The organism is Bradyrhizobium sp. SZCCHNS3052 (assembly GCF_032484495.1).
GTDB lineage: Bacteria > Pseudomonadota > Alphaproteobacteria > Rhizobiales > Xanthobacteraceae > Bradyrhizobium.
In genome coordinates this window covers 395720-410838 of sequence record NZ_JAUETB010000001.1, presented here as the reverse complement: position 1 = coordinate 410838, position 15119 = coordinate 395720, and the positions used below count along the sequence as shown (strand labels likewise).

Sequence of the window (15119 nt, the reverse complement as noted above, 5' to 3'; positions counted from 1 at the left end):
CTTCTCGTTGGGGGCAGTTAAACGCGGAGGCCAGCCAATGTAAATCTCCGACATCGCGCCGTATCGCCTGCGTCAGTGCAATTGCCAGATCTCGAACGGCCGGTCGTAGCCGCGCACCGACACCGCGCCGTGGAAGACGGCGTCGCGCGCCCCGTCGCCGGCCGCCTGCCGCACCTCGCTCGAGATCAGGAGTTGCGAATCGAACTCCTTGTTCAGCGCCTCGAGCCGCGAGGCGAAGTTCACGGTGTCACCGATGACGGTATACTCTTTGCGCCGCGGTGAGCCGATGCTGCCGGCGACCACCTCGCCCAGATGTATGCCGATCCCGATCCTGAGCTGCCAGGACGACGATGCGTTGACGCGCTCCATCGCAGCCACCATCTCGCGCGCAGCAACGACCGCCTGCACGGCGGCATCGCGCGACTCGAACGGCGCGCCGAACAGCGCCAGGAAGCCATCGCCGAGGAATTTGTTGACGATGCCGCCATGACGCTCGAGGATCTCCACCAGCACCGCGAACGCTCCGTCGAGACGATCGACAACCTGCTGCGGCGTCTTCGACCGCGCCGCCGCGGTGAAGCCGCGGAAGTCGACGAACATCACCGCGACCTCGTGGATGTCGCGCGCCTCCGCGGTCCCCTCCTTCATCAGGCGCTCGACGACCTGGGGCGAGACGTGCTGGCCAAACAAATCCGTGACGCGGTCGCGCGCCGACGCGGCCTCGATGCTCGCCGCGAACTGGCGTCGCAGCTGCACGCTGACGGCACCGGCGAGCATCCCGCACAACAGGATGATGAAGCTGCGCTCACCGTGATAATAGATCTCCGGATTCTGGCTGAGATCGATCGAAGGCCGGTCGAACAGCGCCACCACCAGCAGCTCCACCGCAGCAACCAGACCGGTGAAGCTCGACAGCCAGAAATCGAGACGAAGCGTCGAGAGAACGATGAAGATGAAATAGACCAGCGGCGCGCCGAAGCCCAGCGCCTTGTCGTGGCCGATGCCCTCGATCTGCAGGATGAGGACGAACGTTGGCAGCGAGGTCTCGACCAGGGCGCTGACATAGCGCCAGATCACCGGCACGTCCCGGCCGTGGCGGATGTCCGCCTTGATCCTGAACAGGATGAGAGTCTGGAAGCTGATGAATGCGACGATGATCGCGTAGACGTAGAGGACCCCGGTTCGGGTCGGCCAGATCCACTCCGAGATCTTCGGCTCGAAGATTTCGACCAGCACCGATATCACGAGAAACAGAGCCGCAGTGGCGATCAGCGCCCTCACCCGCAGCAGCTCGGTGTTCAACGTCTGACGCATCAGCGCCTGGTCGAACTCGGCCGGCGCTCCCGCCGGCGCTTCGTTCGCCTGTCCTGCTCCTCCCACGATCTGCATCTTGCCTCAGCCGTTCCTGCTCCCGGCCGCCATTGTGCCTCAATCGAGGGTGCGGCGGAAGCGCAGGACGGCGACCGTCATGGCGAACAGCATGAGGCCGAACAGGGCGATCGTATCATGCTGCAGGTTCTGGAGCGTCGAGCCCTTCAGCATGATGGCGCGGACGATCCGCAGATAGTGCGTCAGCGGCAGGCATTCACCGAGCACTTGCGCCCATTGCGGCATGCCGAGAAAGGGAAACATGAATCCGGACAACAGGATGCTCGGCAGGAAGAACATCATCGAGAGCTGCATTGCCTGCAGCTGGTTCTGCGCCAGGGTCGAGAAGGTGTAGCCGATCGAGAGGTTGGTCGCGATGAACAGCGTCGACAGCAGCGCCAACAGCAGCAGGTTGCCCATGATCGGAACGCCGAACAGCAGGACGCCGATGCCGATGATGATCGTCGCCTGCAGGAAGCCGACCATCACATAGGGGATGATCTTGCCGAGCATGACCTCGACCGGCTTGATCGGCATCGACAGCAGGCTCTCCATCGTGCCGCGCTCGATCTCGCGCGTCACCGAGAGCGCGGTGAAGATCAGCATGGTCATGGTCAGGATGGTGCCGACGAGGCCCGGCACGATGTTGAGCCGCGACGAGGCCGCCGGGTTGTAGCGCGCGTGGGCCCTGATCTCGAACGGCGTCGTGACGGGATTGCCGGTGTAGAGATCGTGCGCGAGCGCGGTCTGCACGATCATGCCGAGCGAGGACAGCGCCGATGACGCCGCGACCGGATCGGTCGCGTCGGCCGCGACGAGCAAGGCCGGCCGGTCGCCGCGGCGGACCGCGCGCTCGAAGCCGCGCGGGATCTCGACGCCGAACAGGACCTTGCCGGACAGCAGGAGATCGTCGAACTCGGCGACGCTGCTGACCTCCCGGGTGAAGCGGAAATACGCGGTGTTCTCCATCGCCTTCAGGATCGAGCGGCCGAGATCGCTGTCCTCCTGCAGCAGCACCGCCGCCGGCAGATGATGCGGCGTGGTGTTGATCGCGTAGCCGAACAACATCAGTTGCATCACCGGGATCATCACGATCATCGCAAACGAGACCCGGTCGCGCTTGAGCTGGATGAACTCCTTGACCAGCATCGCGTAGGTGCGCCGCCAGAAGCCGAAGCGCGGCTCGGAAGACGCGTGATGGACGGCTGCGTCGCTCATTGGAAATTGTCCCGTGAACGGTTCATCAGGTCGATGAAGACGTCCTCGAGCGAGGGCGCGGCGGGCTGCCAGTGCAGATCAGCCTTGTCGCGCCAGGGCGCGATCGCAGCGTCCAGCGCGTCGCGGTCGCGGCCGGACACGTGCAGGCTGGTGCCGAACGGCGCCACCATGTCGACCCCCGGCTTGCCGGTGAGGTCCGCCGCGAGCTCGCGCAGATCGTCGCCGCTCACCGTATACGTGGTGAGCGCCGATTGCGCGATCACCTCCGAGACGGTGCCGTGCACCAGCAGATGACCATAGGCGATATAGGCGATCTCGTGACAGCGCTCGGCCTCGTCCATGTAGTGGGTCGAGACCAGCACGGTCAGCCCTTCGCCGGCGAGCGCATGGATCTCGTTCCAGAAGTCGCGCCGCGCCTTGGGATCGACGCCGGCGGTGGGCTCGTCGAGCAGCAGCAGTTGCGGATTCGGCAGGGTGCAGGCCCCGAGCGCCAGCCGCTGCTTCCAGCCGCCCGACAACTCGCCGGCGAGCTGCCGCTCGCGGCCGGCAAGCCCGAGCCGCTGCACCATGTCGCGCGCGGCCCGGCGCGGATCGGACATGCCATAGAGGCGCGCCACGAATTCGAGGTTCTCCCGCACCGAGAGGTCCTGATAGAGGCTGAAGCGCTGCGTCATGTAGCCCACCCGGCGCTTGATCTTGTCGGCGTCGCGACGGATGTCGAAACCGAGGCAGGTGCCCTCGCCGCCGTCGGGTGTCAGCAGGCCGCACAGCATCCGGATGGTCGTGGTCTTGCCCGAGCCGTTCGGGCCGAGAAAGCCGTAGATCGAGCCGCGCTTCACCTGCATCGACAGATCATGCACGACCTCGCGGCCGTCGAAGGACTTGGTCAATCCCTGGACGTCGATCGCGATCTCGGCGGGACCCGTTCCGTTCATTGCTTGTCCGCCACCGGGGTCTTCGGATCAGGCGTCCTGGAATGCGGATAGATGCTCACCGGCTGGCCGACGCGCAGCGCATCCGGCCGCGACGGCCGCGCCTGGATCAGATAGACGAGCTTGTTGCGCTCATCGAGGCTGTAGATCACCGGCGGCGTGTATTCCGCCGAGGTCGCGAGGAAATAGATTCTGGCCGTCAGATCATCAGCACAGTTGTCGCAGGTGACGCGGACCTCGTCACCGATCGCGAGCTTCGGCAGATCAGGCTCGGGCACGTAGAAGCGCAGCTTCATGTTGCCCGGCGGCATGATCGACAGCACTGGCCGTTGCGCCGCGACCATCTCGCCCTCGCGGAAGTAGATCTGCTGGATAGTGCCCGCGACCGGTGCCACGCCCTTGCGCCGTGCCAGCCGCGTCTGCGAGGTCACGAGATGGGCCTCGGCGACGCGCAGCGCCGAAACGGCGGAGTCGAGCGTCGCCTGTGTCCCCGCGCCCGTCTTGCTCAGGGCCGCGGCGCGGTCATAGGTCTGCTGCGCGTTGGCCAGCGTCGCCTTGGTCTGGTTGAGATCGGCCTGCTGCAGATCGTCGTCGACCGAATAGAGCGGATCGCCGACCTTGACCACGTCGCCCTCATGCACGTTCAGCTTCGTGATCCGACCCGCTTCGTCCGGGCTGACGAAGATCATGTCGGCCTCGACCCAGCCTTGATAGCCGGGATCGCGCGTCTCCTTGCAGGCGTTGAACGTGAAGGCCGTGACCAGCACGGCGAGGCAATGCAGCAGGCTCATGTCGGCCTCCTCGTGCCAAAGATCAGATCGAGATGGGTCTGCAGCATCGCTTCGGCGTCGAGCGGCGCATGTCGCTCGAACAGGCTCTTCCACAGCACCGCGACCATCATTGGCGCGATCATCAATTGCGGGTGTTGCACCAGCTTGGGCTCGCGGATCTCGCCGCGCGTGATCGCCAACTGGATCAGCGCGCGCATGGCCGCGAGACCGCGGGAGACGACCTCGCGATAATAGAAATCGGCAATGGCCGGAAAGCGCGGCCCTTCCGCGATGATGAGCCGGACGAGATCGGCCCGCCGGGTGCCGGCGACCTCCTGCAGGAACATGCGCGCCAACGCCTCGACCATGTCGCGCACCGAGCCGCCGGCCGGCGGCGGCGCCGCAAGACGGCCGACGTAGGGCACGATCGCGGTCCGGATCAATTCCTCGAACATCGATTCCTTGTCCTTGAAGTGCAGATAGATCGTCCCCTTGGCGACCCCGGCCCGCTTGGCGACGTCGTCCAGCCGGGTCGCCGCGAAGCCTCGGGCGATGAACTCGTCCATCGCCGCCTGCACGATCGCCGCGCGGCGCTCGGCGGAGCGATCCGCCCGGCGCGACGCGCCAGCTCCCGCTGGCTTGGCGGCCTGAACTCTGCGCTCGGACAATTTCGACGGCTTCGACATTGAACAATTATGACTGACTAGTCAGTCATTGTAAAGAGGCCTCGCAGATCTATCGGCGCGGGTCAGGAGCCCTACCCGACCGCGCGCGGCCCCCTCGTCAGACGAAGTCGGCGCGATCACGCGCAGGACCTGATGTAAGGCCGATTGACCTCCCAGAGTTCGTCCACGATCTGGCGCGCGGCGGCCGCCGAGTTGACGACGGGATCGATGAGCAGCGCCTGCAGCGCGAGATCCTTGGAGGCGGTCATGGCCGCCTGCACCGCCAGTTGCTGAACCTGAACCTGGACCGACATCAGCTTGGCGACTGCATCTGGAAGCGGGCCCAGCGACACCGGATGGATACCGACGCGATCGGCGACAACGGGCACTTCGACCGCGGCCTCGGCAGCCAGGTTGGGAATGACGTGACGGTTCAGAACGACGCCGGACTCGATGACCTGCTTCCGATCGTGCAGCACCGAGCCGATCACGGTGACCGCGCGCTCTCCGGACGGCATTCGCCACCAGTCCGGCATGCCGGCTTTGCCTGCCAGGACCTCGTCGATCTGCCGGATCAGCTTGGCCCGCTCCGCCTCGTCCCAGGCGAAGTCGTACCCGCTCTCGCCCGCTTCCCAGCCATAGGCGAGATACTCGCCGACATGGCTGTCGCCGCAGCCCAGCCAGAAGCCGAAGTCGCGCAACAGCGCCCGCGTCAGCGGCGCGACCTTGGGGTCGTAGCTCCCAGCCTTTTCGCGGAGCAGTGGATAGAGATCGGCCCCGGTGTCGCGATCCCGGATCTGCATGAGACATTGGAAATGGTTGAGCCCGGCGCCCCACACGTCCACGCGCTCCTCGGCCAGTCCCAGAATGGAAGCCACCTGGCTGCGCGCGATGAAGATGCCGTGGCACAGGCCGATATGCGCGACGCGGCTGTGAAGCCCCAGCGCGAGGATGATGCGGCTCTCGGGATTGGAGAAGTTGATGAACAGCGCGTCCGGACAGCGCCGCTCCATCTCGCGCACGAAGTCGAATACGACCGGCAAGGTGCGGAGCGTGAAGAACAATGCGCCCGGCCCGCCATTCTCGCCCAGCGTGTGACGGATGCCGTATTTGCGCGGCACCTCGAAATCGAGCTTCCACAGGCGGTTGCGGTCGATCGCGGTGGCATGGATCACGAAGCCGGCGCCGTCGAGCGCCGCGCGCCAATCCGTGGTCGCCTCGATCTTAAGGCCGGCGCCGGAGAGGTCGTTGAGCAGCCGGGCCAGCGCTTCCGACCGGGCAAGCCGGGTCGGGTCGCGGCCGACCAGCACGAGCGTCGAACCAGCGAGATCATGCGTCGAGAACAGGTCCCGGAACACGCTGAGTCCAAAGGACGCGCTGCTCGCGCCGAGGAAGACGATCTTGGTGACGGCTGCCATGAGCAATTTGTGCCAGCGCCGCGCGTCCCCATTCCTGATCCAGATCAAACCGCCGCCCCAATGTTCGGCACGGCGGCGCGTCGATCGGTCTTGCGATCAGCCGAAGTCGAGCACTACGCGACCGTCGATCTTGCCGGCCTTCATGCGGTCGAAGACGGTGTTGATCTCCGACAATGGCGCCGTGGTCACCTCGGCCGTCACCTTGCCGTCCGCGGCGAACGCGATGGCTTCGTCGAGATCACGCCTGGTGCCGACGATCGAGCCGCGCACGGTGATGCGCTTCAGCACGACATCGAAGATCGGTGTCGGGAATTCGCCCGGCGGCAAGCCGACGAGGCTGACCGTCCCCTTGCGGCGGACCATGTGCAGCGCCTGGGCAAAAGCCGGCGTCGACACCGCAGTGACCAGCACGCCATGCGCGCCGCCGCCGGTGATTGCGATCACCTGCGCCACGGCATCCTTGTCGAGCGCGTTGACGGCATGTTCGGCGCCGGCCTCCAGCGCGAGTTTCAGCTTGTCCTCGGCGATGTCGAGACCGATCGCCTTCAGCCCCATCGCCTTCGCATACTGGATTGCAACATGACCGAGGCCGCCGACGCCGGAGACCACCACCCACTCGCCCGGCCGCGCGTCGGTCTCCTTCAAACCCTTGTAGGTGGTGACGCCGGCGCAGAGGATCGGCGCGATCCTGGCGAAGTCCACATTGGCCGGCAGACGCGCAGCGAACGCCGCGGATGCGATCACGTATTCGGCAAAGCCGCCATTCACGCTGTAGCCGGTGTTGTGCTGGTGCTCGCACAAGGTCTCCCAGCCGGTCTCGCAATACTCGCAGCGCAGGCAGGCATCGTGCAGCCACGCCACGCCCACGGCGTCGCCGACCTTGAAGTCGGTGACCCCGGGCCCGAGCGCCGCGACGATCCCGGCCGCCTCGTGTCCTGGGATGAATGGCGGCACCGGCTTCACCGGCCAATCGCCGGAGGCGGCGTGAAGGTCGGTGTGGCAGACGCCGCACGCCTTCACCCTGACCAGAAGCTCGCCGGGTCCCGGCACAGGAATCGGAACGTCCTCGATGTCGAGCGGCTTGCCGAAGGCTTTGACGACGGCGGCTTTCATGGTCTGCATCTGTCTGCTCCTCATGTCGCGGCGCAAACTAACGACGTCGGCGTATTCCGGGCTTGATCGGCATCAAGCCGCGCCGCTGCATGAAGTAACAGTTTGATGACAGCGCAATGTGCCCATGGCTGTCAGGCGTGAAATTTGAGTCCGTCGACGACCTTGTCGACCACCCTGCGCTCCGCACGAAACGCCAATCCCACCAGATTGAGATCGGTGCGCGCCACCGCCTTCACGGCATCACGGTTGGCCTCGTCATGCGCGGTCTTGAACATGTCCTCGGTGTAGAGCGCCGGCTTCACGCTGCGCGACAGCGCCCGATCCAGAGCACGCGCCAGCGCGGCACGATCCGGCGCGCCGTAGATCAGGATCGGCTGTCCGATCAACGCGTGATACAGGGTTGCCGAGCCGTCCTCATAAGGTGCGCCGATGCATTCGGGAAATGCCGCGGCGATGCCGCTGGAAAGAAACGCCGCGACGTTGAGCTTCTGCCAGGCCTCGAGATCGTTGCGGATGATCAGCGCGATCTTGGTGTCGAATTGCATGCCACTTCCAGGGTTCGATGTCATCGAACCCCGAGAATAGCCGAGCCGTTCTCAGGGTGAAGCATCGAAATGAAAGCGGAAGCGGAACCCCGGCAGCGGAGCCGCTGAGATCATCAGACTTGAATCAACCCTTGGCGTCGCATACCCAGGCGCGGATGACGCATTCCTTGCCGCCATATTTGTAGCATTCCCGGGTCGCTTCGTTGAGCGAGGTCGAGATCGTCGGCCGAACAGCATAGCCGTGGGCGCCGCAGGGATTGGTGAGATCGACCGCGAACGCCGCGCAGGCCTTCTTCATCGTCACCGCGGTGCAGTCGCCCTTGCACTGCTTGAGCGCCGCGGCCTTGGCGAGATGCTCCGCCGGATAGTCGAACGCCTGGCCATAGGCGGCGCACTGGCCAATGGCGAACGCGCCGGCCGCATGCGCCGGGCTGATAGCGCTGGTGCTCGCGATGCGCGCGGCACCAACGATCACGGTCAAGCCAAATGCAAACAGCGCGAAACGTCGCGCGGCGGTCGAAATGATCACTCTCTCCTCCCCCGAGGCCCAATGTCGGCAAATCTAGCCGGGGGTCGTTGAAACTTGGTGAATGAGAGGTTGAGTCGGAGGGAAGTCGTAGCCCGCATGAGCGTAGTCGACATGCGGGCTCTCGCGAACGGCGTCGGTGAACCCGCATGTCGCTTACGCTCACGCGGGCTACGGGCTTCAACCGCGCCGCGCGGCTTCCAGCGCCTGCGGCGTGTCGATGTCGAGAAACGCACTGTCACCATCGACCGGCACCTCGGCGACGGCCTCGGTGTGCTTGGCGATCAGGTGCCGCGCGCCGACGTCGCCGTCCAGCGTCATCAGCTCGGCGAAGAAGCGGCGCGACCACAGCACGGGGTTGCCGCGGCGTCCCTCGGACACAGGCACCACGATCAAATTGCCGCGATCCGGCGCGAACGCGCCGATCAGGCGGTCGAGCAGATCCGAGGACACCATCGGCATGTCACCCAGGCACACGACTGCGCCATCGACGCCCTCAGGCACCGCGGCAATGCCCGATTTCACCGAGCTGGCGAGGCCGCCGGCGAAATCCGGGTTGCGGACGAAGCGGACGTTGAGGTCGGACAGCGCCTGTTCGACCAGCTCGGCCTGATGACCGGTGACGACGATGACCTCACCGGCCTTGGAGGCCAGCGCCTGCTCGGTCACGATGCGCACCAGCTTCTTGCCGTCGAGCTCGGCCAGCAGCTTGTTCGGCCCCCCCATGCGGGTCGAGCGTCCCGCAGCGAGCACGACGGCGGCGACCTTGCGTTCGCCCTCGACCTCCGGCTTGGCGCGCGGCTGCGGCCGCGTCACGATCTCCATGAGGAGGCCGCCCACGCCCATGGCCGTGAGCTCGGCGCGGCTGACCTTTATGCCGGCGAGCAGCCGCATCAGCACCCAGTCAAAACCGTTCTCCGCCGGCGAACGGGCGCAGCCGGGCGCGCCGAGCACCGGCACACCGCCGGCATTGCCGATCAAGAGCAGATTGCCGGGATCGACCGGCATGCCGAAATGCTCGATGGCACCGCCAATGCCGGTGATTGCGGCTGGAATGACGTCGCGGCGGTCGGCGATGGCGGACGCGCCGAACACGATGACGAGCTCGGCGCCCAGCGCCAACAGCTCCCTGATCGCAGCAGCCAGCGCGGCCTGCTCATGCGGCACGCGGCGCTCGGCGATGATGGTGGCGCCGGCCGGTGCGAGCCGCTCTGCGGTGACGCGCAGCGTCTTGTCGATGACCTTGGGTGCGAGCCCCGGAAGAAGCGTCGAGACCACGCCGACGCGCTTGATCACATAGGAGGCGATGCTGAGCGCGCCCCTGCCCGCCGCCGCGACGGCGGCATCGCGCAGGCGGCCTTCGACGCCGAACGGGATCAGCTTGACGGTGCCGACCATCTCGCCTTCGACCACCGGCTTGAACGCCGGCAGGGTCGCAAAGGTGATGGCCTCGTCGACGCCGTTGATGCGCTCGACCGCGGCGCGGTCGATCATCAGCACGCCGGCCCGCGCCGCGAACAGATTGGCGCGCCCGGTGAAGGCGCGATCGACGTGAATGCCCGCGCCGGCGACGACCTTGGCGACGTCGGCGGCCGCCTCGTCCTCGGAGACGTCGCCGGCCTCGAGCCGGACGACGACGATCTCCTTGACGCCTTCCCGGACCAGCGCCTCGACCTCCGCGGGACCGATCAGCGTGCCCTTCTTCAGCACCAATGATCCTTTGCGCAGGGTGTGCACCGTCACCCCGCCGATCGCCTCGGCTGGACTGGCAGGACCGAACTTCATGCCGCCTGCTCTTTCTCCTTGGCCGGCAGCCGCAACGTCGCGGTGATCTCGGCCATGATCGAGACCGCGATCTCCGACGGCGACACCGCGCCGATGGCGAGCCCGATCGGCGCATGGATGCGGGCAATGTCGGCATCGCTGGCGCCCTGCGCGCGCAGCCGATCACCGCGCTTGGCGTGCGTCTTCCGCGAGCCGAGCGCGCCGATATAGAAGCAGTCGCGCGAGAAGGCGTGCAGCAGCGCCGGATCGTCGATCTTCGGATCATGCGTCAGCGCGACAAAGGCGGTGTAGTGATCGACATTGAGCGGGGGCAGCGCCACGTCGGGCCATTCGGCGATCAGCGGCACGTCAGGGAAGCGCTCGGGGCTGGCGAAAGCCGTGCGCGGATCGACGACGGTGACGTCATAGCCCAGCGACTTGGCGATCGGCGCCAACGCCTGGCTGATATGGACGGCGCCGACGATCACGAGCTTGGCCGTCGGCGCGTAGACGTTCAGGAACAGCCGCTTGCCGTCCACCTCGACCATGCCGCTCTTGCCCATGCGCAGATGGGTCGACAGCTCGTTGCGCAGCGGATCGTTGGCGATGGCGGCGGCCCTGACCAGGCGCTGCGCGCCGGAGCCGACGTCGGTGACGAGAATCGCCGGGCGGCGCGCGGCACGCTCGGCGTTCAGTTCGGCCAGCGTTGCAGGCTGCATGGATCAACCCACCTTCTCGACGAACACGCGGATGGTGCCGCCGCAGGACAAGCCGACATTCCAGGCCGTCTCGTCGGCGACGCCGAACTCCAGCATCTTGGGCTGGCCGCTGGAGATGACGTCCAGCGCCTCGGTGACGACGGCGCCCTCGACACAGCCGCCGGACACCGAGCCCAGGAAGGTGCCCTCATCGTTGATCACGAGGTTGGAGCCGACCGGGCGCGGCGCCGAGCCCCAGGTCTCGACCACGGTGGCGAGCGCCACGCCGTGACCGGATTTGTGCCAGTCCTCGGCGGCCCTGAGGATGTCTTCGTCGCGGTTGAGCATGGTCATCTCCCTCTCAGGCGGCGGGCCGGATCGCGCTGCGCTGGTGGGGCGGCAGCGGCGACGACAGCGCCGAGATCAGCGTCTCGATCGAAGTCAAGTTATGTACCGGGCGGAATTCGTCAACGTGGGGCAGCATGGTTTTGATGCCCTGCGCCTTCGCCTCGAAGCCGGAATAGCGCAGCAGCGGATTGAGCCAGATCAGCCGCCGGCAGGAGCGGTGCAGCCGGTCCATCTCGAAGGCAAGCTTGCTGTCGGCCTCGCGCTCCAGCCCGTCGGAGATCAACAGCACGATCGCGCCCTGCCCGAGCACGCGGCGCGCCCACTGCTTGTTGAAGGTCTGCAGCGAGGTGGCGATCCGGGTCCCGCCGGCCCAGTCCTCGACATTGGCCGAGCAGCTCGCCAGCGCCTCGTCGGGATCGCGCTGGCGCAGCGCCCGGGTCACGTTGGTCAGCCTCGTGCCGAACAGGAACACCGAGACGCGCTTGCGCGCGTCGGTGATGGCGTGGAGGAAATGCAGGAACAGGCGGGTGTACTCGCTCATCGAGCCGGAGATGTCGAGCAAGGCCACGATCGGCGCCGGCTTCTCGATCCGCCCCAAGCGATGAAAGTTGATGATCTCGCCCTCGGTGCGCAGCGCCTGACGCAGCGTCTTGCGCATGTCGATGCGACGGCCGCGCGGATCGGCGGTGTGGCGGCGGGTCTTCAGCTCGGCCTGCGGGAGCCGCATCTTGGCGATGGCGCGCGCAACCTCGGCGATCTCCGCCGCGCTCATCTGCGCAAAGTCCTTCTTCTGCAGCACCTCGCGGTCGGACACCGCGAGCCGCAGGTCCTGCTCCTGCGCCTTCGGCTCCTCATGGGTCTGCGGCTGCGACATCGCCTCCTGGACCCGGCGCGAGGCCGGCGGCGGCTTCTTCTTGGCGTGATCCGGCAGCGGCACCGAATCGAGCATCGACTTCCACTCCTCGGCCGGGCGGAAGAACAGGTCGAAGGCCTGAGAGAAGATCAGCGCATGCTCGTGGCGCTTGACGAAGATCGATTCGAGCGTGGTGAAGACGTCCGCACGCTTGCCGATGTCGATGACCTCGAGCGCGGTCATCGCGTCGATCACGGCACCCGGACCGACCGGCAGGCCGGCGGCCCGCAGCGCCCGCGCAAAGCCCGCGATGTTGTCGGCGATGCCGCCGGTCGGCGGCGCGAGGTGATTGATGCTTGTGGGCACGTTCTGATCCCTCGTCCGCTTCGCACACGCCTCAAATTGAGCTCGTCATTCCGGGCGCCCGGAGGGCGAGCCCGGAATCCATACTCACGATCGTGGTTATGGATTCCGGGCCTGCGTGCTGCGCACGCATCCCGGAATGACGACCTTTATTTTGGGCACCGGCGTGAACTACGTCTCGTTGGTCGCGTCCTTGATCGCCTTCTGCAACGCATCGCCCTGCATGCGGGCGATGTCGTCCTGATATTTCAACAGCGCGCCCAGCGTGTCGCCGACGACCTCGGCGTTCAGCGAGCGCGCATCGAGCTCCGTCAGCGCCGTGGCCCAGTCGAGCGTCTCGGCGACCCCCGGCGACTTGTAGAAGTCCTGGTCGCGCAGCGCCTGGACGAAGCGCACGATCTGCTGCGACAGCCGCTGCGAGATGCCGGGCAGCCGGGTTTTGACGATGGCAAGCTCGCGCTCGGCGGAGGGATAATCGACCCAGTGATACAGGCAGCGCCGCTTCAGCGCGTCATGGATCTCGCGGGTCCGGTTCGAGGTGATGATGACGATCGGCGGATGCGGCGCCTTGACGGTGCCGAACTCCGGGATCGTGACCTGGAAGTCGGAGAGGATCTCGAGCAGATAGGCCTCGAACGCCTCGTCCGCGCGATCGAGCTCGTCAATGAGCAGAACCGGCGCGCCGGCGACATCCGGCTCCAGCGCCTGCAGCAGCGGGCGCTTGATCAGGTAGCGGTCGGCGAAGATGTCCGACGTCAATTGATCGCGGTCGACCTCGCCGCCCGCTTCCGCCAGCCGGATCGCGATCATCTGCGCCGCTGAATTCCATTCGTAGACGGCGGAGGCGACGTCGAGACCCTCGTAGCACTGCAGCCGGATCAGCTTGCGGCCGAGCGCCGCCGACAGGACCTTGGCGATCTCGGTCTTGCCGACGCCGGCCTCGCCTTCGAGGAACAGCGGCCGGCCCATGCGCAACGACAGATAGGTCACCGTCGCCAGCGATCGCTCGGCCAGATAGCCGCGCGAGGACAACAATTCGAGCATCGCGTCGACCGATGCTGGCAGGGCCGGAGCACTCATGGGCGAGACCGCTTCCTTCTTCACGCGTCCGTCACGAAGCCGGAGCCTCGGGTTCGGCGGCTCCCTCCGACGCGGTTGAGGCCTTGGCGCCGGTATTGGCCGCATCGACCGCACGGCGCGCCAACACGCCGATCAGATGGGCACGATATTCGGCGCTGCCGTGGATGTCGCTGTTGAGGCCTTCAGCCGAGACCGGAATGCCCTCCAGCACCTTCGGCGAGAAGCGCTTCTGCAGCGCCTCCTCGAAGGCGGTGACGCGGAACACGCCATTGCCGCCGGCCCCGGTCACCGCAACGCGCACGTCGGACGGACGGCGGGCGACGAACACACCGACCAGCGCGTAGCGGGAGGCCTGGTTGCGGAACTTGACGTAGGCCGCCTTCTTGGCCAGCGGGAAGCTCACCTTGGTGATGATCTCGTCCGGCTCCAGCGCGGTCGTGAACAGCCCGAGGAAGAACTCCTCGGCCTTCAGCTTGCGCTTGTTGGTGACGATGGTGGCGCCGAGCGCGAGGCATGCGGCCGGATAGTCCGCGGTCGGATCGTTGTTGGCGATCGAGCCGCCGATGGTGCCGCGATGGCGCACCGCGGGATCGCCGATCAGGCTCGCCAGATGGGCCAGCGCCGGAATCGCCTCGCCGACGGTTGCGGAGTTGGCGACGTCGGCATGACGCGCCATCGCGCCGATCACGAGGTTTCGGCCCTTCACCTCGATCGTATCGAGCCCCTCGACATGGGAGAGATCGACCAGATGCGGCGGGCTCGCGAGCCGCTGCTTCATGACCGGCACCAGCGTGTGGCCGCCGGCGACCAGCTTGGCGTCTTCGTTCTTGGTGAGGAGATTGGCGGCCTGGCGCACGGTCGCCGGCCGATGATATTTGAATTCGTACATAGGGGAATGTCCTGTGCGCAGCGGGCCGACTAAGGCAAGGTCAGACGTTTAGGCGAGGTCCGATTTGGCCATCGCCTTGGCGCCGGCGGCGATCGATTGCACGATGTTCTGATAGCCCGTGCAGCGGCAGAGATTGCCCTCGAGCTCCTCGCGAATGGTCTCGTCGCTGAGCTCATGTCCCTTACGGTGGACGAGGTCGACCGCGGTCATGATCATGCCCGGCGTGCAGAAACCGCATTGCAGGCCATGATGCTCGCGAAACGCCTCCTGCATCGGATGCAGCGGCGCGCCGTCGGCAGCGAGTCCCTCGATCGTCCTGACCTCATGACCATCGGCCATCACGGCCAAGGTCGTGCAGGACTTCACTGCCTTGCCGTCGAGATGGACGACGCAGGCGCCGCATTGCGACGTGTCGCAGCCGACATGGGTGCCGGTGAGGCGCAGATTCTCGCGCAGGAACTGCACCAGCAGCGTCCGCGGGTCGACGTTCGCCGTGACGGGATTACCGTTCACAATCATGGAAATCTTGGCCATTCAGGACTCTCTATTATCCGCGCGACAGCGTTGCA

At 66.3% G+C, this 15119-nt stretch carries 16 protein-coding genes; all 16 read right to left on the bottom strand.

Features of this window, described 5'->3' with window-relative positions:
• Nucleotides 1–72: 72 nt before the first annotated feature.
• Nucleotides 73–1389 (bottom strand): adenylate/guanylate cyclase domain-containing protein, encoded by a 1317-nt coding sequence (locus QX073_RS01840; RefSeq protein WP_315826264.1) that lies wholly within the window; start codon nt 1387–1389, stop codon nt 73–75.
• 39 nt (nt 1390–1428) lie between these two features.
• Complete coding sequence (locus QX073_RS01835) at nt 1429–2586, bottom strand: ABC transporter permease (RefSeq protein WP_315714752.1); 1158 nt, start codon at nt 2584–2586, stop codon at nt 1429–1431.
• The gene (locus tag QX073_RS01830) at nt 2583–3521 is read right to left on the bottom strand and encodes an ABC transporter ATP-binding protein (RefSeq protein WP_315749378.1); all 939 of its coding nucleotides are present in this window, start codon (nt 3519–3521) and stop codon (nt 2583–2585) included. The genes QX073_RS01835 and QX073_RS01830 overlap by 4 nt, the downstream gene beginning before the upstream one ends.
• A complete protein-coding gene (locus QX073_RS01825) occupies nt 3518–4309 on the bottom strand; it encodes an efflux RND transporter periplasmic adaptor subunit (protein ID WP_315714754.1) in 792 nt (263 codons plus the stop codon). Before QX073_RS01825 ends, QX073_RS01830 begins: the two co-directional genes overlap by 4 nt.
• Nucleotides 4306–4974: a TetR/AcrR family transcriptional regulator gene (locus QX073_RS01820; protein ID WP_315826266.1), complete on the bottom strand. Its 669-nt coding sequence runs from the start codon at nt 4972–4974 to the stop codon at nt 4306–4308. The genes QX073_RS01825 and QX073_RS01820 overlap by 4 nt, the downstream gene beginning before the upstream one ends.
• A 116-nt stretch (nt 4975–5090) precedes the next feature.
• Nucleotides 5091–6371, bottom strand: coding sequence for an alpha-glucosidase/alpha-galactosidase (locus tag QX073_RS01815; RefSeq protein WP_315826267.1), 1281 nt, complete (start codon nt 6369–6371; stop codon nt 5091–5093).
• A gap of 96 nt (nt 6372–6467) precedes the next feature.
• Nucleotides 6468–7493 (bottom strand): alcohol dehydrogenase AdhP, encoded by a 1026-nt coding sequence (gene adhP / locus QX073_RS01810; RefSeq protein WP_315826268.1) that lies wholly within the window; start codon nt 7491–7493, stop codon nt 6468–6470.
• A gap of 122 nt (nt 7494–7615) precedes the next feature.
• Nucleotides 7616–8029 (bottom strand): DUF2000 family protein, encoded by a 414-nt coding sequence (locus tag QX073_RS01805; RefSeq protein WP_315826269.1) that lies wholly within the window; start codon nt 8027–8029, stop codon nt 7616–7618.
• A gap of 124 nt (nt 8030–8153) precedes the next feature.
• Nucleotides 8154–8558: a DUF4189 domain-containing protein gene (locus tag QX073_RS01800; protein ID WP_315826270.1), complete on the bottom strand. Its 405-nt coding sequence runs from the start codon at nt 8556–8558 to the stop codon at nt 8154–8156.
• 177 nt (nt 8559–8735) lie between these two features.
• Nucleotides 8736–10340 (bottom strand): molybdopterin-binding/glycosyltransferase family 2 protein, encoded by a 1605-nt coding sequence (locus QX073_RS01795; RefSeq protein WP_316225240.1) that lies wholly within the window; start codon nt 10338–10340, stop codon nt 8736–8738.
• Nucleotides 10337–11038 carry an XdhC family protein gene (locus QX073_RS01790; RefSeq protein WP_315714761.1) on the bottom strand — a complete coding sequence of 234 codons (702 nt, stop codon included), beginning with the start codon at nt 11036–11038 and terminating at the stop codon, nt 10337–10339. The genes QX073_RS01795 and QX073_RS01790 overlap by 4 nt, the downstream gene beginning before the upstream one ends.
• A 3-nt stretch (nt 11039–11041) precedes the next feature.
• Nucleotides 11042–11365, bottom strand: coding sequence for an XdhC family protein (locus QX073_RS01785; RefSeq protein WP_315750017.1), 324 nt, complete (start codon nt 11363–11365; stop codon nt 11042–11044).
• A 13-nt stretch (nt 11366–11378) separates the two neighbouring features.
• Nucleotides 11379–12584 (bottom strand): VWA domain-containing protein, encoded by a 1206-nt coding sequence (locus tag QX073_RS01780; protein WP_315749367.1) that lies wholly within the window; start codon nt 12582–12584, stop codon nt 11379–11381.
• A gap of 168 nt (nt 12585–12752) precedes the next feature.
• Nucleotides 12753–13661 carry a MoxR family ATPase gene (locus QX073_RS01775; RefSeq protein WP_315714763.1) on the bottom strand — a complete coding sequence of 303 codons (909 nt, stop codon included), beginning with the start codon at nt 13659–13661 and terminating at the stop codon, nt 12753–12755.
• Nucleotides 13662–13692: 31 nt separating this feature from the next.
• Nucleotides 13693–14550, bottom strand: coding sequence for a xanthine dehydrogenase family protein subunit M (locus QX073_RS01770; RefSeq protein WP_315801135.1), 858 nt, complete (start codon nt 14548–14550; stop codon nt 13693–13695).
• A gap of 48 nt (nt 14551–14598) precedes the next feature.
• Nucleotides 14599–15084: a (2Fe-2S)-binding protein gene (locus QX073_RS01765; RefSeq protein ID WP_172180444.1), complete on the bottom strand. Its 486-nt coding sequence runs from the start codon at nt 15082–15084 to the stop codon at nt 14599–14601.
• Between the last annotated feature and the right edge of the window lie 35 nt (nt 15085–15119).

Coding starts and splice junctions, on each gene's coding strand:
- QX073_RS01840 (WP_315826264.1), bottom strand. CDS start 1,389: ATGCAGATCGTGGGAGGAGCAGGACAGGCGAACGAAGCGCCGGCGGGA.
- QX073_RS01835 (WP_315714752.1), bottom strand. CDS start 2,586: ATGAGCGACGCAGCCGTCCATCACGCGTCTTCCGAGCCGCGCTTCGGC.
- QX073_RS01830 (WP_315749378.1), bottom strand. CDS start 3,521: ATGAACGGAACGGGTCCCGCCGAGATCGCGATCGACGTCCAGGGATTG.
- QX073_RS01825 (WP_315714754.1), bottom strand. CDS start 4,309: ATGAGCCTGCTGCATTGCCTCGCCGTGCTGGTCACGGCCTTCACGTTC.
- QX073_RS01820 (WP_315826266.1), bottom strand. CDS start 4,974: ATGTCGAAGCCGTCGAAATTGTCCGAGCGCAGAGTTCAGGCCGCCAAG.
- QX073_RS01815 (WP_315826267.1), bottom strand. CDS start 6,371: ATGGCAGCCGTCACCAAGATCGTCTTCCTCGGCGCGAGCAGCGCGTCC.
- adhP (WP_315826268.1), bottom strand. CDS start 7,493: ATGCAGACCATGAAAGCCGCCGTCGTCAAAGCCTTCGGCAAGCCGCTC.
- QX073_RS01805 (WP_315826269.1), bottom strand. CDS start 8,029: ATGCAATTCGACACCAAGATCGCGCTGATCATCCGCAACGATCTCGAG.
- QX073_RS01795 (WP_316225240.1), bottom strand. CDS start 10,340: ATGAAGTTCGGTCCTGCCAGTCCAGCCGAGGCGATCGGCGGGGTGACG.
- QX073_RS01790 (WP_315714761.1), bottom strand. CDS start 11,038: ATGCAGCCTGCAACGCTGGCCGAACTGAACGCCGAGCGTGCCGCGCGC.
- QX073_RS01785 (WP_315750017.1), bottom strand. CDS start 11,365: ATGCTCAACCGCGACGAAGACATCCTCAGGGCCGCCGAGGACTGGCAC.
- QX073_RS01775 (WP_315714763.1), bottom strand. CDS start 13,661: ATGAGTGCTCCGGCCCTGCCAGCATCGGTCGACGCGATGCTCGAATTG.
- QX073_RS01770 (WP_315801135.1), bottom strand. CDS start 14,550: ATGTACGAATTCAAATATCATCGGCCGGCGACCGTGCGCCAGGCCGCC.
- QX073_RS01765 (WP_172180444.1), bottom strand. CDS start 15,084: ATGGCCAAGATTTCCATGATTGTGAACGGTAATCCCGTCACGGCGAAC.